Annotated in this window: 15 protein-coding genes; 6 read left to right on the forward strand and 9 right to left on the reverse strand. The window is 60.4% G+C overall.

The window, feature by feature from the left end:
• Positions 1-779: 779 nt before the first annotated feature.
• From ACI3L3_RS13420 to ACI3L3_RS13430, 3 genes are all read right to left on the reverse strand, one after another.
• Positions 780-1,664, reverse strand: a complete 885-nt coding sequence (locus ACI3L3_RS13420; protein WP_404845649.1) for a DUF2156 domain-containing protein — start codon at positions 1,662-1,664, stop codon at positions 780-782.
• A gap of 22 nt (positions 1,665-1,686) precedes the next feature.
• Positions 1,687-3,111: an MATE family efflux transporter gene (locus ACI3L3_RS13425; RefSeq protein ID WP_404845650.1), complete on the reverse strand. Its 1,425-nt coding sequence runs from the start codon at positions 3,109-3,111 to the stop codon at positions 1,687-1,689.
• Positions 3,112-3,281: 170 nt separating this feature from the next.
• Complete coding sequence (locus ACI3L3_RS13430; RefSeq protein WP_404845651.1) at positions 3,282-4,583, reverse strand: methyltransferase domain-containing protein; 1,302 nt, start codon at positions 4,581-4,583, stop codon at positions 3,282-3,284.
• A 271-nt stretch (positions 4,584-4,854) separates the two neighbouring features.
• Here ACI3L3_RS13430 and ACI3L3_RS13435 point away from each other — a divergent pair, with 271 nt between their 5' ends.
• Together ACI3L3_RS13435 and ACI3L3_RS13440 are read left to right on the forward strand one after the other, a co-directional pair.
• Entirely contained in the window at positions 4,855-5,265 is a 411-nt protein-coding gene (locus tag ACI3L3_RS13435; protein ID WP_404845652.1) for an Hsp20/alpha crystallin family protein, read from the forward strand.
• Between the two features lie 13 nt (positions 5,266-5,278).
• Positions 5,279-5,656 carry an Hsp20/alpha crystallin family protein gene (locus ACI3L3_RS13440; RefSeq protein WP_404845653.1) on the forward strand — a complete coding sequence of 126 codons (378 nt, stop codon included), beginning with the start codon at positions 5,279-5,281 and terminating at the stop codon, positions 5,654-5,656.
• Between the two features lie 377 nt (positions 5,657-6,033).
• Here the strand turns inward: ACI3L3_RS13440 and ACI3L3_RS13445 are convergent, their stop codons facing one another.
• Genes ACI3L3_RS13445 through ACI3L3_RS13465 form a run of 5 tightly spaced genes read right to left on the reverse strand, consistent with a single transcriptional unit; the run spans position 6,034 to position 13,161 of the window.
• On the reverse strand, positions 6,034-7,113 hold the full coding sequence (locus tag ACI3L3_RS13445) for a dual specificity protein phosphatase family protein (RefSeq protein ID WP_404845654.1): 1,080 nt from the start codon (positions 7,111-7,113) through the stop codon (positions 6,034-6,036).
• A 21-nt stretch (positions 7,114-7,134) separates the two neighbouring features.
• The gene (locus ACI3L3_RS13450) at positions 7,135-9,633 is read right to left on the reverse strand and encodes a PEP/pyruvate-binding domain-containing protein (RefSeq protein WP_404845655.1); all 2,499 of its coding nucleotides are present in this window, start codon (positions 9,631-9,633) and stop codon (positions 7,135-7,137) included.
• 7 nt (positions 9,634-9,640) lie between these two features.
• Positions 9,641-10,000: a response regulator gene (locus ACI3L3_RS13455; protein WP_404845656.1), complete on the reverse strand. Its 360-nt coding sequence runs from the start codon at positions 9,998-10,000 to the stop codon at positions 9,641-9,643.
• Positions 9,988-12,216: an ATP-binding protein gene (locus ACI3L3_RS13460; protein ID WP_404845657.1), complete on the reverse strand. Its 2,229-nt coding sequence runs from the start codon at positions 12,214-12,216 to the stop codon at positions 9,988-9,990. Before ACI3L3_RS13460 ends, ACI3L3_RS13455 begins: the two co-directional genes overlap by 13 nt.
• A 6-nt stretch (positions 12,217-12,222) precedes the next feature.
• Entirely contained in the window at positions 12,223-13,161 is a 939-nt protein-coding gene (locus ACI3L3_RS13465) for a phosphate/phosphite/phosphonate ABC transporter substrate-binding protein (protein WP_404845658.1), read from the reverse strand.
• A 324-nt stretch (positions 13,162-13,485) separates the two neighbouring features.
• Here ACI3L3_RS13465 and groES point away from each other — a divergent pair, with 324 nt between their 5' ends.
• From groES to ACI3L3_RS13480, 3 genes are all read left to right on the forward strand, one after another.
• Positions 13,486-13,776 (forward strand): co-chaperone GroES, encoded by a 291-nt coding sequence (gene groES, locus ACI3L3_RS13470; RefSeq protein WP_404845659.1) that lies wholly within the window; start codon positions 13,486-13,488, stop codon positions 13,774-13,776.
• A gap of 42 nt (positions 13,777-13,818) precedes the next feature.
• Complete coding sequence (gene groL / locus ACI3L3_RS13475) at positions 13,819-15,465, forward strand: chaperonin GroEL (protein WP_404845660.1); 1,647 nt, start codon at positions 13,819-13,821, stop codon at positions 15,463-15,465.
• Between the two features lie 965 nt (positions 15,466-16,430).
• The gene (locus ACI3L3_RS13480) at positions 16,431-16,700 is read left to right on the forward strand and encodes a hypothetical protein (RefSeq protein WP_404845661.1); all 270 of its coding nucleotides are present in this window, start codon (positions 16,431-16,433) and stop codon (positions 16,698-16,700) included.
• A gap of 90 nt (positions 16,701-16,790) precedes the next feature.
• On the opposite strand, the gene ACI3L3_RS13485 is transcribed toward ACI3L3_RS13480, so the two are convergent.
• The gene (locus tag ACI3L3_RS13485; protein WP_404845662.1) at positions 16,791-17,132 is read right to left on the reverse strand and encodes a cupin domain-containing protein; all 342 of its coding nucleotides are present in this window, start codon (positions 17,130-17,132) and stop codon (positions 16,791-16,793) included.
• A 315-nt stretch (positions 17,133-17,447) separates the two neighbouring features.
• Between ACI3L3_RS13485 and ACI3L3_RS13490 the strand changes: the two genes are divergently transcribed.
• Positions 17,448-17,942, forward strand: a complete 495-nt coding sequence (locus tag ACI3L3_RS13490; RefSeq protein WP_404845663.1) for a YajQ family cyclic di-GMP-binding protein — start codon at positions 17,448-17,450, stop codon at positions 17,940-17,942.
• Positions 17,943-17,952: the final 10 nt, after the last annotated feature.

A 17,952-nucleotide genomic window follows, 5' to 3' on the forward strand; every position in this document is an offset into this window, starting at 1 on the left:
GAAGAGTGGTGCGCTGAGGCAAGGGTAATATGGAAATCCCCGCGCCCCAGAGGTTTTGCCATTATGATCATCATGTTGGCCGTGGTAGGGGAGCGTTTGCGCGGCAAGCGCCTTTTTTGTTCCGCATCCCTTTTTTTGCCCCGGATGGGGCGGTTTTTCCACCGAATCCGTGGAAGTTTGTATGAGTTTTTCAAGAGCCAGCGGCCCTTGCGACGCCATATGTTGTAAAAGCCAGACTTTATAGTTTTGGGCTGGCCGGGTCGTGGCGCGTGGGTCAAGAGGTTATCTCCGATGGCTTAAGGGCCTTGCCCTTAAGAATCCCACCATTGGGCGTTTTTCTCCTGACAAGGCCGTTGCCCGGTATGCCAGTGTTCCTGCCCTTTGCCTTGATAGAGGCTGCCCTTCTCGCGCACCCCGGTGCGTGGAGAGGGGCTTTGCTAGACGTTATACGTTGGGCTGGCCGGGTCGTGGCGCGTGGGTCAAGAGGTTATCTCCGATGGCTTAAGGGCCTTGCCCTTAAGAATCCCACCATTGGGCGTTTTTCTCCTGACAGGGCCGTTGCCCGGTATGTCAGTGTTCCTGCCCTTTGCCCTGATAGAGGCTGCCCTTCCAGCGCACCCCCGGTGCGTATAAATGGGATTCTCAAGGGCCCGCGGCCCTTGAGCCGCCGGAGGCACTGTCTTTTCTCTATGCCGGAGGCATCTTTATCTCTTCGCTCCTTCGGCCTGTTGGGCCGGAGGAGCAAAGAGCAAAAGTCGCCACACTGGCTGGGCCACCTGTTAGGGGTTCAGGCTGATGTCGAACTTTTTCAGGTAGCCTATGGGGTTGTAGGATTCTTTGGCTTTTCTCAGGCCGGGGTCGCCGAGGTCCTGTTCGCGGTTGACGGAGACGTAGTCTGTGGCGTCGCCGGAGAGGAACATTTGGTTGATGGCTTGGTAGACGCCTTTGTAGGGCGTATGGCCTTTTTCGAAGTGGATGACGAGGGTGTCGTTGGTGAGGCGCTCGGCCACGGTGTAGGCGGCCTGCGCGCCGTCCACTTCGATAACGCCGCCGAACACGCCGCACAGGGCGTCCCAACTGGTGAGCACGCGGGCGATGGCGCGGTTTTCCGCAGCGAGGGTCTGCTGGGATTCTTCGTCGCGCCACGAGAACCATTCGTGCTGCATGTCGAGGGCGGCCTCAACGCAGTCGGGCGTCATGGAGTGGTAGACGTAGTCGTATTTTTTCTTGAACTGGTTGAGCAGGTTTTTCTTTTTGTGAAAGCGGTTGCCCTTGAGCTGTGAAAGCTCGGCCACGTCGTAGATGTAGTCCCAGTGGTCGCGGGCTTCATTGATGGAGATGGCGTCGCCGAAGGTGGCACCCCAGATGTCGGCCAGCACTTCGGGCACGCGGATATAGCGGCCGCCCGGAGCGTTGAGCACGGGGCACTTGGTCCAGTCGGTATCGGTCCACGGGCCGACGGGCGCCCAGTAGACGATGTCGGGGCGGGTCTGGCGCAGCCAGACGTGGGACTCACCAAAGAACCATTCCAGACCGTATTCCTCGGCCCAGCCCCAGATGTTGACGAAGCTGTAGTCCGATGCCTTTTGCGGGCACTGGGCGAAGCGTTCGAGATATTCGGCCTGCCTGTCCAGCGAGACGGGTGTGAATTCCGGAGTCGTCATGTTTTCTCCGTTGGGGGCTTGTCTATTTACGCAAGGGGTTGCCGTTGGGTGTCAACGGCGTCCCGGCCGGAGTGGTCCCGGTGCGCGATGTTTTCACTCTCCGTTTAATCATGGAGAAGCGTTGCCATTTACCGAAGACGAAGGCGTACAGGATGAGAAGCGCCTGTACGATTTGGGACGTGAGCTGGGAAATCCAGATGCCCGTGGCTTCGCCGATGATATGGTGCCCCAGCGTATAGGCCAGGGGCAAACGCACGCCCCACACGGTGACGCCAAAGATGACCATGCTGTACCATGTGGCGCCGGCGCCATTGAGCGCGCCGCCGATGATCATGCTGGTCAGAGTGAAGGGAATGGCGATGAGGTTGAAGAAGAGGTAGTTGATCATATGGGACTGCACGGCCGCTTCTGGCGTGACAAGGGCCGAAAGTGGCGTCACATACTGCCACACCACAAGGGTGACAAGGCTCATGCCCGCACAGCCCAGCGCCCAGATGCGCAGGCCGTAGCGTTTGGCTTCGTCAACGCGGCCTTCGCCAATCAGATTGCCCACCAGCACGCTGGCCGTCATGTTGAAGGCGAATCCCGGCAGAAAGAGAATGGACTCAATGCGCAGGCCCGCCGTCATGCCCGCAAGGGCGGGGATGCTATCGTTGGGCAGGCTGGCGGTAATGGCAAAGAGCACCAAGTAGCCGCTCTGCCACAGAATCTGCATCAGGCCGGAAGGCCATGCGACCTTAAAGAGATAGGGCACGGCGCGGCGAATCCAGCGCATGGGCGGAAAGGCCCCGGCAGAGAGCATGCCCTTTCTGTAAACGCGAAAGAGGTTCAGCACCGCGCCGGCGGTCACGGACCAGAAGGTGGCCCACGCAAGGCCTTTGTGCCCGAGTTCCGGCAGCCCCCACAGCCCGAGGCCAAGGCCGAAGTCGGCCAGCGTGTTCACGGACGTGATGAGAATCATGGCGTACAGGGGGTACATGACCTCCTTGCGGGCGCGGAACACGGCGTTGGTGATGAGCAGAATATAATAGGGCGGCAGCACAAGGGCGTAGACGTTCAGAAAGTCGCCGGTGATGCCGGAGATGGCGTCCGGAACGCGCAGGGCGGCGAGGAGCTGCTCGTTGAAGACGAGGCCCAGCGTCATGATGATTATGCCGCAGATGAGGGCCAATTCCAGACACAGCCCCACGTAGCGCTTGGCGCGCATGGTCAGCCCCGCGCCGATGGATTGGCTGATGGCGGCCACGGAGCCGTTGGCAACGCTGACGGCGATGATGAGCAAAAAGAACAGACAGGACGAAATGATGCCGAGGGCGGCCTGCACTTCCTTATTGAGGAGCCCGGCAACATAGACGTCAACGAAGCCGATCCAGAAGTGGAAAAACATCATGATGATCTGCGGCCACGAAAGACGCCAGATGGTGCGGTATGGTGAAGTGTCAGTCATTGTTGGTGCATATATCCTTGGAAAATTCGGCGGAGGGAGTGGAGCCGCAATATTGCAGGATAAGGCCCGGAAGGCACCGGGTCAACCCCGCCGCAGGGCGACACCGAACGACAAAACGGGCGGCGGAGATGCATCTCCGCCGCCCGTTCGTGTGAAGTGGGTGAAACGTTCTACGCAGGCTTTTGCATGATAAAGAACTCATACCCGTAGCTGTCGCCGTGGGCGGCGTACATATCCAGCTCGGCCTGCATGGTTTGGAAGATGGTCTGTGCTTCCTCGTCCCCGGCGTAGGCCTCGCGCTGTTCGTTGAGCCGCTGCTGAAAGGGACCGTAGTAGTCGTGCCAGCAGGAGGCGGGCAGGGGGAAGGTGGTGACGATGGTGTACCCGTGGTCCTCAATGCTGCGGCGCACGTCAGGGACGGTGCGCATGGCGGGGTAGACCTCGCGGAAGAAGTCCGCCGCGGGCTGCGCAGGCTCCGGAGTACACCAAATCAGTTCCGAGACGCAGAAGGTGCCGCCCGGACGGAGCAGGCGCTTCCACAGGTCAAGGCCGTTGTCGAAGCCGGAGATAAAGGCGGAGCCTTCGCACCACAGCAGGTCAAAGGATTCGTCGTCGTAGGTGATGGCGCTCATGTCCATGTTGACGGCGCGGACGCGGGCCGACAGCCCTTCGCGCTCCGCAGCGCGGGTGAGGGCGTCCAGCACGGGCTGGTGCACATCAATGCCGGTGACGGTGCCGCCGGTCTCTTTGGCGAGGACGATGCTGTGGCGGCCGGGACCGCAGCCGATGTCGAGGATGCGCGGGGCTTCTGGCAGGTCCGGCACGAGGGACAGGGCGCGACGGGTGTGTGCGTTGTCGCCGGGGGAGTGGATGTCCAGCGGGGTCATGGTTTCAAGAAACAGTTCCATAAAGCGTTCGCTCATATCAAGGAGCCTCCTTACGCGGTTCGGGGCGTTGTAGAGTTTTTGGACGAGGGCGGACTCGTCTATGGGGATGCCGAGGGCCTCCACAAAGCGGCGGTGCTCGTCTGGGGCGGCGTCGTGGAAGGTTTGGTGCCAGCGGCGCATGGTGTCATGGTCCAGCCCGGAGGCGTTGAGAATTGAGGCCCACGCTGCATCGTCGCTGGTGTCGCAGGCGTCCAGCATTTCGCTGCTGGCGAGCAGGCGGGTGATGACGTCCTGTTGAAAGCGCAGGCGGCGGTGCTCCTGCGCCAGTTCCTCAAGGCGCGATTCCAAAATGTCCGTGGCGTCCGAGGCCGCGCCGTCCAGTAGAGCGGCGATGGATTTGAGCGGCATTCCGGCGTCGCGCAGGCGGCAGATGCGGCGTAGGCGGTGGGCGTCGCCCTCGCTGTAGAGGCGGTAGTCCGCCGCGGTGCGGCTGGAGGGAACAAGCAGGCCGATGCGCTCGTAATACAGGAGCGTACTGCGCGCGAGGCCAAGCTCCCTTGCCAGTTTTCCAACGGTGTAGTGCATGCGGCACCTTGTCGGTCTGTGGCGCGCCGGGCGCTGCGCCTGTGTGTGAACAAATGACTGACCCGGATGAAGAAAGCATGAACCCGTCACCTGTAGACAGGTCAAGCGGGAAAAAGCCGAAAGGAAGGCCCATTCATCGGCGGAAAGGGAATCGCCCCGGATGGCGGGCAGTTGCGGGAAAAATGAAAAGTGAAAAAAATTTTTCGCCTGCGGTGTTGACACTTCGGAAAGCGGCTTTATTTTTCTTTTCACCAAAACGGAGGTGAAAAAAATGGTAATCGATTTTGGAACCTTCTATGATTTTCCTCGTGAACTCAATCGGTTCTTTGAAGAGGTCATGCAGCCTGTGTCGATAAGTCAGCGCAGGGTGTCTTACCCGCAGGTCAACGTCTCGGAAGATGACGATGCACTGTATATTGAAGCTCGCGTCCCCGGTGTTGCAGAGGAAGACATTGAGCTGACCGTCACGGAAAATGACATCGTGCTCAAGGGCATGCGCAAAGCCGACGACGGCAAATACTACCGTCAGGAGCGTGGAACCGGAGCGTTCCAGCGCATCTTCAACATTGCCACCAACATTGACCGCGACAACGTCACGGCGACCCTGAAAGATGGCATTCTGGAAATCGTTCTGCCCAAGGCAGAGGCCGTGAAACCCAGAAAGATCTCCATCAGCGCGTAGGAGGGAGTCAGACATGTCCACCGAACTTGAAAAGACCACGCAGCATCAGGCCCGGAAGATGGAACGCGTCATCCCGGCTTCGGATATACTGGAGCGCCCGGACGGCTGGCACATTGTTGTCGACATGCCGGGCGTGATGAAAGATGACCTCGTCATCGACATGCAGGAGCGCGAACTCATCCTGCGCGGCAAAAGCGCCTACACCTTCAAGGAAGGGCGCGAGCTTCTGCGCAGCGAGTTTGCCCCGGTTGAATATGCCCGCACCTTCACCCTCAGCGACGAGATTGACCGCGAGAAGGTGAAGGCGGTGTTCAAAAACGGTGTGCTGGACCTCTTCCTGCCCAAGGCGGAAAAGGCCAAGCCGAAACGCATCGAAATAACGGCAGGTTAGCCGGAGACTCGGACGGAGCCGCATGCGGGGCGCGTTTCCCCTGCCCGTCCTGTCCAGGTGCCACATTCGCGGACGTTCCACCCGCACTGGCGCTGGATGCTCCGTCCACACCGGCAAACCGAACCATCCATGTGTTCTCCAGTGCGCGGACCGGCGCTGCGCGGCCTCTTGTCAGGCAGCGCGCCGGCCCGCGCCTCTTCCGGGTCCCCCCGCCCGGACTGCAGAGCAGAGCGATTCAATCAGCCCTACCTCCATCCACAGAAAAGGCCCGGCATATATGCCGGGCCTTTTCTTGTGCGCGATTCGGCGCGCAGAAGTGTGGGGAAAACGAGCCACTCACTGCGAAAGGGGTGGAGCGTGCGCCCCCCCCTCACGCGCTATTCGCCCGTACGCAGAAGCTGGTAGAAAAACGTCTGCACGAATTTGCCGGAAATGACGTCCGGCAGAATGAAGGACAGCGGCGTGCCCGTGAGAAAGCGCGAGGTAAAGGCAAAGAAGAGGTTGGAGGAAATGGACGACAGGGCCGCGGGCATGATGTTGGTCATGAGCGGGTCGCCGAGCTTTGCCGGCGGCAGGTCCGTAAGGCGGCAGGGCAGGGGGCGCCTGTCGAAGATGCGGCATTCGCCCCATTCGTTCAGGGGGCAGACTGTGCCAAGGGCGGCGTAGTCCTCGTGGATGGCGCCGGTCAGGGTGGTGGGGTCCTGCGGGTCGTAGCCCAACTGGCGTAGCTGCTTCCCCGCGTCCGCGCTGACGCCGATGGCGTTTTGGCGTTCCTGCTGGGAGAGGGTCCGGTTCATGGCGTGGTTGATGTACACGGCCTCGACAAGGGGCATGGTGACCAGTTTGGTGCAGCAGGCTGAGTGGTCGCGGCCGCACAGCCCGTGCTCTCCGCCCTCGCCGATGAGGGCGTCCACGTGCGAGACGACGCGCTCGTAGTCCTTGAAGAAGGGCGTCAGGTCCACGAGGTGGCGGCTCTCCAGCGAGGGTTCGCGGATGGTGAGTTGGCGTTCCTGCTTGCCGTAGCGGCGGATAAAGCGCCATTGGTCGAAGTTTTGGGGCTTGGAGCGCAGGGATTTCAGCTTTTTGTGCGCCAGCTTGTGCCCTAGACCCTTGCGCAGCAGATAGGCGTTGAGCACCGTTCCCGTGCGGCCAATGCCGTGGCGGCAGTGGATGAGGACGTGCTTGCCGAGGTAGATGGACTCGTCCAGCCAGTCGAGGGCCTTTTCCAGCTCCCCAAGGTCCGGCGTTTCCTCATCGGGAATGGGGAAGTAGTAGACGTCGAATCCTTCGCCCGCTTCAATCCAGTGCAGGTCGCAGAACTCATCGCACAGGTTCAGGATGGCTTCCACGCCTTCGGCGCGCAGGCTCTCAAGGGACACATAGGACATGGGCGCGCCGCCCACGGCGAGCTGGTCCGTGACCCACGTGAGGTCGTATCCCGCTTTGCCTGTGCCCATGACCATGCCTGTCTCCCGCGCCTAAATGGAATCCAAGAAGTCGTCCACAAGTTGCTGGACCTGATTGTCGCCGGTGAGGGCCATGTCCATAAGCCGCGTTTTGCCAAGCAGGGTGCCGATGAGCGTGAGGTTCAGCTCAATCTTGGGCCGGGGCGCGCGGTTGAGTGAGGCTTCCAGCATGTCGCCGGTGATGCGCACGGTAAAGCCCGCGTCCTTGAGCACCTTGTCCACAAAGGCGAGGCGCAGCTTGCGCTGACCAATGCCCGCGCCGCCGCCCTTGAAGCGGAAGTTGATGTAGTTGGAGTCCGCGTGGTCGGTACTCATGGTGTCCAGCACGGCGAAGTGGTAGCCGAAGCGGATAAGCGCGTGCATGTAGTCCCGCGCAAGGATGACGTAGCTGGACAGGGTTTTGGACTTCAGGCTCACCACGCCCGCGCTCATGCGGTCGAACTCTTCCCAGTCAAAGGCCAGCAGGCTGCCGTCCCATTGAATGTCCGGGTGGTTCAGCCCTTCCCACAGGGCGCTGATGCTGTCGCTGGCAAAGTGGCACGGGTCCACGGCGCTGGCCTTGTGCGCCTGCGGGGTCAGCCCGCCGCCAAGGTCCAGAATATACATCACCAGCGGCAGGCCGCCTTCCAGAATCTTGGCCTGTGCCAGACCGCGCCCGCCCTTGTCCACAAGATTGAACATCTCGGCCACGGCCTTTTCGTGGCAGAAGCGCACAATGTCGTGCATGGTCCGGCACCCGTCCGGGGCGAAGTCGTCGCCTTCGGGGTCGGTGAGGTTGAGGGGCACGATGTGGTCCATGACCTTGCGCAGGCGGCGGTGGAAGGGCGTATCCAGCACGTTGGCCCGCATGGCCGCGCGCTGGCGCAGTTCGGGGAGTTCGCCGTCGTAGACGTGCCCATGGTCGGCGTCTACGGTGACAAGGGCGCCGTCTGCAAGTTCTCGCGTGGCAAATTTAGCGTCCACAATGACCGGCACGCCGAATTCACGCGCGACGGAGGCAAAGTGGCTGGCCTTGGAGCCGGTATCTGTGATGACGGCGGCGAGGCGCTCCAGCACGCTGGCAAAGGACGGGGACAGGGTGTCCGCCACCAGCACGCAGCCTTCGGGCACGTCGTCCAACTCCATGATGCGGAGGGGCTTGCATATTTGACCGATGCCCACTCCCGGACTGGCCGGGATGCCGTTCAGGATGGGTTCCGCGTCCGGTTCGGGCGGCACGTCGTGCTGGTCGTCGAGGGGCGCTTTGCGCGTACCGAGGGGGCGGCACTGGATCATGAACAGCGAGCCCCAACGGTCCATGCACCATTCAATGTCCTGCGGGCCGCCAAAGGCGTCCTCAAGGGCCATGCCCCATTTGGCAAGGGTCAGGGCGTGCTCTTCGCCGAGGGCGGGGCCGTCTTCGGGAATGTCGCCGGAGATAATCTGCGGGGCGGCCGCGCCGGAAGTGCGCGAAAGGATGCGCGGCGCGTTCTCGCGCGAGAGGGTGACGATATCCGGCGAGGAACTGCCGTCCACAAGGGAGCGGGCCATGCCCTCCACGGAGTACACGGACAGGCAATCGCCGTCGTGGTCCGAGGGGTCGTGGGTGTAGACCACGCCGCTGACGCGGGCGTCGATCATTTCCAGCACCAGCACGGCCATGGGGGTTTGCATGTCCGGCATGCCGTAGCGGATGCGGTAGGTGACGGCCTTGGGCGAATATTTGCTGGCCAGCACCTTTTTGTAGGCGTGGGAGAGGTCCGACAGGGACACGCCAAGCTCGCTGTCGTACTGTCCGGCAAAGGAGGCCTCGGTATCCTCGCCCACGGCGGATGAGCGGACGGCCAGCTGCAACTGCCCGCCGCGCGCGGCGGCAAGGGTCAGGGCGTGGTCGCGGTAGGCTTCCTCTACGGCTGGGGGCACTTCCGCCTCCATGATGAGGCGCTGGATTTCCTCGCAGATGTCCAGCACAAAGCCGGGCGAGTCGAGAGTGACCTTGGACAGTAGCGTTTCAATGCGCGAGCGCAGTTCGTTATATTCAATAAAATAATGGAACGCCCGTGTGGTGATGACAAAACCACCGGGCACGGGCAAGTCTTCCACCTCGGCAAGGCTGGACAGGCGCGCGGCCTTGTTGCCCGCCTCCGCCGCCGAAAGGTGCGCTTCGGACAGCGGTATGGCGTAGGGCGGGGCAAAATCGAACTCCGGCGGCTCCGTCTGCATGGACAGATAAAAATCTATCTTGCGGCGGTAGTCCGGCAGGTCGAGGTAATGGCCCGGACGCATGCGCATAAGCTCACGCGTAAGGCTCTTCACGTCGGCGGAGAGGGTGCGCGTAAGCATGGTCACGCGGGCCCAGTCCGCCGGGACGCGGCCATAGTAAAGCTCCTCCATCTCGGCGATGTGCTTCAGGCACGTGCGGTCAAGATCGAGAAGCCGTTTGAACGCTTCGTACTTTTTGCGCAGAAGCGTGCCCGGCGCAAAGACCTGATAGGTCCAGTGGCGGAAGAGCTGCTTGAGTTCCAGACTCATGATGTCCTTATGTGGTCAGTGCCTTGGAGACTTTTTCTTCCAGTTCGTCCTTGTCGATGGGCTTCACGCAGTAGTCCACGGCGCCCAGTTCCTGACATTGACGGGCCGTTTCAAGGGTGGGGTAGCCCGTGAGCATGATGACCTTGACGGCCTTGGAAATCTTTTTGATTTCCTCCAGCACTTCCACGCCGGTCATCTTCTTGAGCTTGATGTCCAGTATGGCAAGGTCAACGGTCTGCTTGCGGATATGGTCCAGCGCCTCTTCCTCCTCGGTGAAGGAGTGGACCACATGGCCCTTGCGCTCCAGTATTCTGCGGATGAGAATTCCCGCATCCATTACATCGTCCAGTACGACTATCTCTGCCACGACAGGCCTCCTGCTGAATAGTCTCCTTTGGAGGAGAGAACTTCCGTCACTTCGGGGCATTCCTCGTCGGGCAGCCCCTCCTTGGTGAGGGGCAGTTCCACGATGAACAGCGTGCCCGGTCCCGGGCGCGCGGAGGTATGCTTGTCCCCGCTTGTTTCAATATAGTCCAGCGGTGCGGGACTGATGGCCGATATGCGGCCCTTGTGGTCGCTGATGATGCCAAAGGACACGGCAAGGCCGAGCCCTGTGCCCTCGCCAGCGGGCTTGGTGGTGAAGAACGGGTCAAAGATGTGGTTGATGTCCTCCTGCGATACGCCGGAGCCGGTATCCGCCACACTGATGACCACCCGCCGCCGGTGGCTGCACATCTTGGTGCCCACAAAGATGGACCCGTCCGAGCCAATGGCGTCGAAGGCATTGTTCAGAAGGTTCATCCACACCTGTTTCAACTTGTCCTTGTCGCCGACAATAGGAGTGACCGTCGGGTCAAAATCCGTCACGATGCTGACACGTTCCTGCTTGAAGATGTGGTCCACAAGGGACGTAACTTCCTCTATGGACTGGTTCAGGTCCATGGTTTCCATGCTGCTTTCAATGTGCCGTGAAAAGCCCAGCAGGTCGGCGACAATCTTTTTGCAGACTTTGGTCTGTTTCTCGATAGTTTTCAAGTCTTCACTGAGCTGCGACCCATCGGGCGCGTCCTCGATGAGTAGCTGGGCATAGCCCAGCACGATGCCGAGGGGGGTGTTGATTTCGTGCGCCACGCCGCCGGCCAGCTTGCCGAGGTCCTGCATCTTCTGGGAGTGGATGAGCCGCTCCTGATATTGCTTGATGATGGTAATATCACGCGCGGTCAGCAGCAGGCCGATGATTTCGTCGTTGTCGTAGACCGGCACCTTGATAATGTGGAACCAGCGCTTCTGGTCGCCGCTTTGCAGCAGCTCCTGCTTGGACATGGGGTGTCCGCTGAGCAGGATTTGCATGTCTTCGTGATAGTTGCCGTCGGCGACGTATTCGTCAAAGAGGTCAAAGTCCGTACGCCCGACGATGTCGGACTCATTGAGATGATAATAGGTGCAAAAGGCTTTGTTCACGGCCATGTAGCGCAGGTCCGTCCCCTGAAGTGACACAAGGTCCGGCGTCACGTCGAGGATGGTCTTCATGAGTTGCTGTTGGCGCTCAAGGTCAGCCTGCGTCAACTGCAACTCCTCAAGGTGCTCCTTGAGGGCGAGGGCCATGACGTCAAAGGTTTCGGCAAGGCTTTGGATTTCGTCGCCCATATTCTCCACAAAGACATCACACTCGCGGCAGGTCTGGAGCTTTTCCGGGTAGGACTTGGGCGAGCAGTCCGGGCACAGCGTGCCCGCCAGATACCAGCACCGCCGCCTGTCGTCCTTGTAGGCCGGGCACTCGGTTTTGCCGCATTGTTGAATCTCCCAGCAGTTGCGGTACAGGCGCGGGCCGGTCTGCACGTCCAGATTGCCGCGGACCACGTCCTCTGCGCTTTGGCGCAGGGCGTTGATGCGCGCGGCCACATTGCGCGAGAAGATGCTCCCCAGCAGCACGGCCACGGCGGCCACGGCGGCGGTGACGCCCACAATGGTGGTCAGCACCCGCCGCTGCACGGCCTGCACCCGCGCCTGCGAGACGCCAAGGCGCACCGTGCCGAAGGTCCAGTCCCCAATGAGAATGGGCGCGGCAAAGTCGTAGATGCGCTTGTCTCCGGTATCCAGCAGTTGGATGCTGACGCCGTTCTCCTGCGGGGCGTTGGCGCCTATAAGCTCCACTGGGAAGCCGCGTTTAAAGGTGTGTACCAGTACGTCGTTGTTTTTGTCCTGAATAAAGGCGTAGAGCGTGTAGTCCGACAGGCGCTCAATTTCGTCCACGAGGTTTTTCAGGCGCAGAAAGTCCTTGGCCAGCAGGGGGTCCACTGCGCGCGAGGCCATATTCACGGCCATGCTACGGCCCCGGTCGCGGTTTTCCTCCAGCAGGGTGACCACGGCCACGCGGCTGACCAGCACCGCCGACAAGACGCCAAAGAAGATCACCACGCTGGTGATGCCGAAGTTAATCTTATCCTTAAAGCGCATCCGCGTGAGCAGGCGGATGCCGGGCAGGGGTTTTCGGCCATAGGGGTCCAGCCGTTCGCGCAAAAAGCGCAGAAACGGATTGGTCAGGCGCTGGAGCAGGGAAAGGGGTGCGTTGTGCTCGGTCATGCCGTCCTACCGGGAAAGGTTAAGGCCAATGCGCCTGGCAAGGTCACGTACGGGGTCGAAATCCTTGTCGTGGGCCGGGATGATTTCAATAATTTGGGCCAGGTCCAATATTTGCCGGTCTGCCGGGTCGGACATGGAAAGGTCCGCCATGGCCTCGCTCACCTTGCGGACCACCTCGGGGTCAAGGCCTTTGCGCGCGGCGTAGACCCAGCCGGGGTACCAGCGGGTGGTGGCAAGGACGCGGATGCGTGAGAGGTCGATAGCGCCTTCCAAAACGTCGAGGGTGCCCTCGCGGATGGAGCCGACGCCAAAGCGTCCGGAGTACACGCCAAGGACGACCTTCTCCTGCTTGCCGCCCGGTCCGGGGGCAAAGGCGATTTCCGCAAAGTCGTGCTTTTTGATGCCGTTTTCAAGGAAGTGCCCAAGGGCGAACAGGTAGCCGCCGGCGGAAGAGGGGTCCACCGCCAGCCAGTGCTGGCCTTTGACGTCCTGTAAGGTCTTGATGTCCGGGTTGTCGGTACGGACGATGATTTGCCCGCGGAAGTTGGCCCCGCGCCCGCGCTCCACCACTCTGGCAAAGGCGCGCGCGCCGTAGCGGTCCGCCAGCTTCACGTAGATGAAGGGGTTGGAGAACGAGATATCGATGAGGCCTTCGCCCACCATGTTCATGTGCTCATCAAAGGTATCGGGGAACACTTGGCGGAATTTCAGCCCCGTAGCCTCGGACAGATGCTCCACCAGCAGGTGGTGGCGCTGGTAGGATACGCTGTGGGAGTACTGTGGCAGATAGGCGTAAGTGATTTCCCCTTTGCGGGCACGGAAGGTGACCTCCTCCCTGTGGGAGAGATCCACTTTTTTCACCGGTTCGGGGTCCGTGCAGCCAAAGACCGCGACGAAGCCGAGAATGATGGTGAGCGCGAGGGTGTACTTCAGAGGTCTGAACATGATGTTTTCCTTAAGGGTGCGATGGTAGAGCGCATTTACCATACCCTGACGCGCCCCGAAGGGAAACCCCGTCAAAAGGCCGGGAAGCAAGGGTTGTCGCGGGGCCGACGCGGATGCGGCGAGGGGGGCGCGAAAAAAAGTTCCAAAAAAATTTCGTCACAGGTGTTGACTATCCCCCCCGGCGGACTAATGTTTCATGCGTTGCCCGGTTTTCGGGTTTGCTTTTTGCTGAATCAAGCTATAACTGCTTAGCGTCGCGATTGGCACTCGCCATGACCGAGTGCTAACAGCGCATCGAAAAAATTCGCTAATGGAGGAACCGAAATGAAGTTGAAGCCGCTTAACGATCGAGTCCTGGTCAAGCGCCTGGAGAGTGAGGAAGTGTCCGCCGGAGGCATCATCATCCCCGACACGGCCAAGGAAAAGCCCATGCGTGGCGAAATCGTGGCCGCTGGCCCCGGCAAGACCGACGAGTCCGGCAAGACCATCGCTATGTCCGTCAAGGAAGGCGACATGGTTCTCTTCAACAAGTACGCCGGTACCGAGATCAAGATTGACGGTAAGGAACACCTCGTCATGCGCGAGGATGACATCCTGGCTATCGTCGAGCAGTAGAATTTTCGATCGCAAATAGATTTTTAGAGAGGAGAGACCACAATGGCCAAAGATATCCGTTTTGACGCAAAGGCCCGTGAAAAGCTGAAAATTGGCGTTGACACCCTTGCCAACGCCGTCAAGGTGACCCTCGGCCCCAAGGGCCGTAACGTTGTCATCGAAAAGTCCTTCGGCTCCCCCATCATCACCAAGGACGGCGTCACCGTCGCCAAGGAGATTGAGCTGGAAGACAAGTTCGAGAACATGGGCGCCCAGATGGTTAAGGAAGTTGCTTCCAAGACCTCCGATGTTGCCGGCGACGGCACCACCACGGCGACCATCCTCGCTCAGGCTATCTTCACCGAAGGCGTGAAGCTTGTGGCCGCCGGCCGCAACCCCATGGCCATCAAGCGCGGCATCGACAAGGCTGTCGAGGCCCTCTCCGAAGAGCTGGTCAAGCTGACCAAGCCCACCCGCGACCAGAAGGAAATTGCCCAGATCGGCACCATTTCCGCCAACAACGACGCCACCATCGGCAATATCATTGCCGAGGCCATGAACAAGGTCGGCAAGGAAGGCGTCATCACCGTTGAGGAAGCAAAGGGTCTCGAGACCACCCTCGACGTTGTGGAAGGCATGCAGTTCGATCGCGGCTACCTCTCCCCCTACTTCGTGACCAACCCCGAGAAGATGGTCTGCGAAATGGAAGAGCCCATGATCCTCATCAACGAGAGCAAGATCTCCAACATGAAGGATCTCCTGCCCGTTCTGGAGCAGGTTGCCAAGATGTCCAAGCCCCTCGTCATCATTGCCGAGGACGTGGACGGCGAAGCCCTCGCTACCCTCGTTGTGAACAAGCTCCGCGGCATCCTGAACGTGGTCGCCATCAAGGCCCCCGGCTTTGGCGAGCGCCGCAAGGAAATGCTCAAGGACATCGCCATCCTCACCGGTGGTCAGGTTGTGTCCGACGATCTCGGCCTCAAGCTCGAGAACGTCAGCGTTAACGACCTTGGCACCGCCAAGCGTGTTGTCATCGACAAGGAAAACACCACCATCGTTGACGGTGCTGGCGAAGCCGAAGACATCAAGGCCCGTGTGGCTCAGCTCCGCGCGCAGATCGACGAGACCACGTCCGACTACGACCGCGAGAAGCTCCAGGAGCGCCTGGCCAAGATCGTCGGCGGTGTCGCTGTGATCAACGTTGGCGCTGCCACCGAGACCGAGATGAAGGAAAAGAAAGCCCGCGTGGAAGACGCACTCAACGCCACCCGCGCAGCTGTCGAAGAAGGCATCGTGCCTGGCGGCGGCGTGGCTCTGGTCCGCTGCTCCCACGTGCTGGAGAAGGTCTCCGTGGCCGACGATGACGAGGCCGCTGGCGTCTCCATCATCTCCCGCGCTATCGAAGAGCCCCTGCGCATGATCGCCAACAACGCTGGCCTCGAAGGCTCCATCGTTGTCGAGAAGGTCCGCTCCAACAAGGACGGCTACGGCTTCAACGCCGCCTCCTGCGAGTACGAAGACCTCATCAAGGCCGGTGTCATCGATCCTAAGAAGGTGACCCGCAGCGCTCTGCAGAACTCCTCCTCCGTGGCTGGCCTGCTGCTCACCACCGAGTGCGCCATCGCCGAAAAGCCCGAAGAGAAGGGCGCAGCTGCTCCCGCTATGCCTGCTGGCATGGGCGGCATGGGCGGCATGGGTGGCATGTACTAAACGCCATCCGCGACCATTCCATTGCGAAGACATATGGGCCGGCCCTTCGGGGCCGGCCTTTTTTTTGCGTCCTTTGTCTGGAGCGGGCGGAGGGCTGGCAGCCAAGTCAGGTGCCCAGCGGTGGCGGGAGGAGGGAGTGAGGAGGGATGGGTGGTGGCGTGGTGGGTGAGGGCGGGGCTTTTTGTGCTCCGCAGGCTCAAGGGTCGCGGACCCTTGAGAATCCCGAGTGCGCTCATCACGGGTGCGCGCAGAGAAGGCGCTCGTCACCCCTGACGGCTCTCGTCCGTGTGGATGGAGATGGCGGGGCGTGGGTGTGGATGAAAGATTGGGGAGTGGGGTGTTTTCGTTCGTCGTGTGCCGCACGTTGCGGCGTAGAAGATGTTCTTCTCGCCACGGAAACATTTGTGGATATTTCGCTCTAATCGGGTGTAATCGATTGTATTTGCATCTCCTTAGGTTTTGGTGCGGTCAAAATTTTGAGCGGTTGAGCGCTTTTGCGGGGTTGAAAACGCTCCAAAATGGGTTTGAGAGGGGAAAAAAAGGGTGGTGTGACGGATGCCAATTGCTGTTTTAGGCGTGCCAATGCTGGTGGATGCGTTGCGAGGTGCTTCGGTATGGCGTGTGATGGCGGTTGGTTGCGTCCTAATTGTGCTTTTTGCGGCGCCAAGGCATCATGTATGTCAATTGACAGACTCTAGAAGTCACTCTTCTAGTTGCAGTATATTTCGAAATAATTGGGTGTAATCGGGTGTAGATGGCTCTCATTGTGTCTCTTTGGGTTTGAGATTTTGGGCAAAATGTTTCCGCATGGAAACATTTGAGGCGCTGGAAATGGGGTAAAGGGGGCGATTCATGGGGGATTTCGTGTCATGTTGTCCCGAGACAACATGTCCCCGCTGGCAATTTTGAGCGCAAAAGGCTACACACGCACAGACGCGCATCACCTTCAACCACCGGCGACCCGCATGTTCAAGTTCATCGTTCTCGCGCTGGTCCTTATATGGATAATGGGCCTCTTTCTCGGCAGGAAGCGGCGGCTTATCAAAAGTACGTCCCAGCTTGTGCGCCTTATTCTCTGGGCGTGTTTTGGCTTTTTTGGGGCGACGGCTTTGCCGCGCATGGATATGTACCAAGGCCATAACGTGTTCTTGGCCGTGTCGTTGGTGCTGTGGATTGCCGCGTCGTGGTGGGTGGCGGGCGCGCTGACCCGCTCCATGGACAAGAAGAAGTCCTAACCCGTGCCGCGCGAAAAAGCCCGCTCATTCCGGCTTGCGGCGCGGCGTGAACGGGCTGGTGTGCGTTGTGGCGCTGGGCGGCGGCCTCTGCTAGGGCTTAACCACAAGCAGGAACATCTTAAAGCGCTTTTCCGCGCGCACCCCGTGGGGGATGTTGGCGGGCATGACGATGGCCTCGCCGGCGGGCACCGTGAAGTCCTCGCCGTCGATGGTGACGGTGGCTTCGCCGTCTAGCACATGGACGATGGCGTCGCCCGGCGCGCTGTGGGTGCTGATGGCTTCCCCGGCGTCAAAGGCGAACAGGGTGGTGTTCACCGTAGGCCGCTGGCTGATGGTGCGGCTGACCACTTGGCCGGGGGCGTAGTCCACAAGCTCCGCCATGACCACGGGCTGGGAAAAGGGCATGTTCTTTATCAGTGTTTCTTCTGGCATGGTGCCTCCTTGCCGGATATTCCGGCTGTGTCTGCATGATGTGCGTCCACAGTAGCCTACCACAGCCCCGCCGCCTTGACGTGCGTCAAACCCCGGCCACTTTTCCCAGACGGGCTTCAGCCCGCGCCGCCCTTTACAATATGGGCGGATTATTCCTATGTACCAGTCGCTGTGTGAGACAGCGCCGCCGCCTGTGTGTGGCCGCGCTGCGCAGCGATACAGCGCCAAGTCCCGCCCGCGACGCGACGCAGCGACCCGCCCGCGCCGGGCCTCTCCCCGCAGACGGGGCCACACTCTAGCCAGGAGACCAGACCTATGCCGTCTCTCGACATTGTCAGTCAGGTGGATTTGCAGGAAGCCGATAACGCCGTGAACAACGTGGTCAAGGAAGTGGCCACGCGCTACGACTTCCGCGGCGTGCACACCGAAATCAAGCTGAACCGCAAGGACAAGGTCATCAGCATCGTCACCGGTGACGAGATGAAGATCAAAGCCCTGCGCGAGATGCTCATCGCCCATTTTACCCGCCGCAAGCTCGACTCCAAGTGCTTGGAGTTCAAGAAGCACGAGGCCACCTCGCAGGGCCAGCTCAAGCAGGACGTGGCCATCAAAGAAGGCATCTCCAAGGAAATGGCACAGAAAATCGTGAAGACCATCAAGAATCTGAAGCTCAAAAAGGTGCAGCCCGCCATTCAGGACGATCAGGTCCGTGTGACGGCCAAGCAGATTGACGACCTTCAGACGGTTATGCAGACCCTCAACAACGCCGATTTCGACCTGCCGCTGCAGTTCGTGAACATGAAGCGCTAGCGGAGACAGG

It is taken from the genome of Desulfobaculum sp. SPO524 (genome assembly GCF_044987625.1).
GTDB lineage: Bacteria > Desulfobacterota > Desulfovibrionia > Desulfovibrionales > Desulfovibrionaceae > Desulfobaculum.

What these genes read in the sequence shown, in the direction of transcription:
- ACI3L3_RS13465 (WP_404845658.1), bottom strand. Translation starts at nt 13,161, where the DNA reads ATGTTCAGACCTCTGAAGTACACCCTCGCGCTCACCATCATTCTCGGC.
- ACI3L3_RS13425 (WP_404845650.1), bottom strand. Translation starts at nt 3,111, where the DNA reads ATGACTGACACTTCACCATACCGCACCATCTGGCGTCTTTCGTGGCCG.
- ACI3L3_RS13460 (WP_404845657.1), bottom strand. Translation starts at nt 12,216, where the DNA reads ATGACCGAGCACAACGCACCCCTTTCCCTGCTCCAGCGCCTGACCAAT.
- ACI3L3_RS13440 (WP_404845653.1), top strand. Translation starts at nt 5,279, where the DNA reads ATGTCCACCGAACTTGAAAAGACCACGCAGCATCAGGCCCGGAAGATG.
- ACI3L3_RS13435 (WP_404845652.1), top strand. Translation starts at nt 4,855, where the DNA reads ATGGTAATCGATTTTGGAACCTTCTATGATTTTCCTCGTGAACTCAAT.
- ACI3L3_RS13490 (WP_404845663.1), top strand. Translation starts at nt 17,448, where the DNA reads ATGCCGTCTCTCGACATTGTCAGTCAGGTGGATTTGCAGGAAGCCGAT.
- groL (WP_404845660.1), top strand. Translation starts at nt 13,819, where the DNA reads ATGGCCAAAGATATCCGTTTTGACGCAAAGGCCCGTGAAAAGCTGAAA.
- groES (WP_404845659.1), top strand. Translation starts at nt 13,486, where the DNA reads ATGAAGTTGAAGCCGCTTAACGATCGAGTCCTGGTCAAGCGCCTGGAG.
- ACI3L3_RS13450 (WP_404845655.1), bottom strand. Translation starts at nt 9,633, where the DNA reads ATGAGTCTGGAACTCAAGCAGCTCTTCCGCCACTGGACCTATCAGGTC.
- ACI3L3_RS13445 (WP_404845654.1), bottom strand. Translation starts at nt 7,113, where the DNA reads ATGGGCACAGGCAAAGCGGGATACGACCTCACGTGGGTCACGGACCAG.
- ACI3L3_RS13420 (WP_404845649.1), bottom strand. Translation starts at nt 1,664, where the DNA reads ATGACGACTCCGGAATTCACACCCGTCTCGCTGGACAGGCAGGCCGAA.
- ACI3L3_RS13480 (WP_404845661.1), top strand. Translation starts at nt 16,431, where the DNA reads ATGTTCAAGTTCATCGTTCTCGCGCTGGTCCTTATATGGATAATGGGC.
- ACI3L3_RS13430 (WP_404845651.1), bottom strand. Translation starts at nt 4,583, where the DNA reads ATGCACTACACCGTTGGAAAACTGGCAAGGGAGCTTGGCCTCGCGCGC.
- ACI3L3_RS13485 (WP_404845662.1), bottom strand. Translation starts at nt 17,132, where the DNA reads ATGCCAGAAGAAACACTGATAAAGAACATGCCCTTTTCCCAGCCCGTG.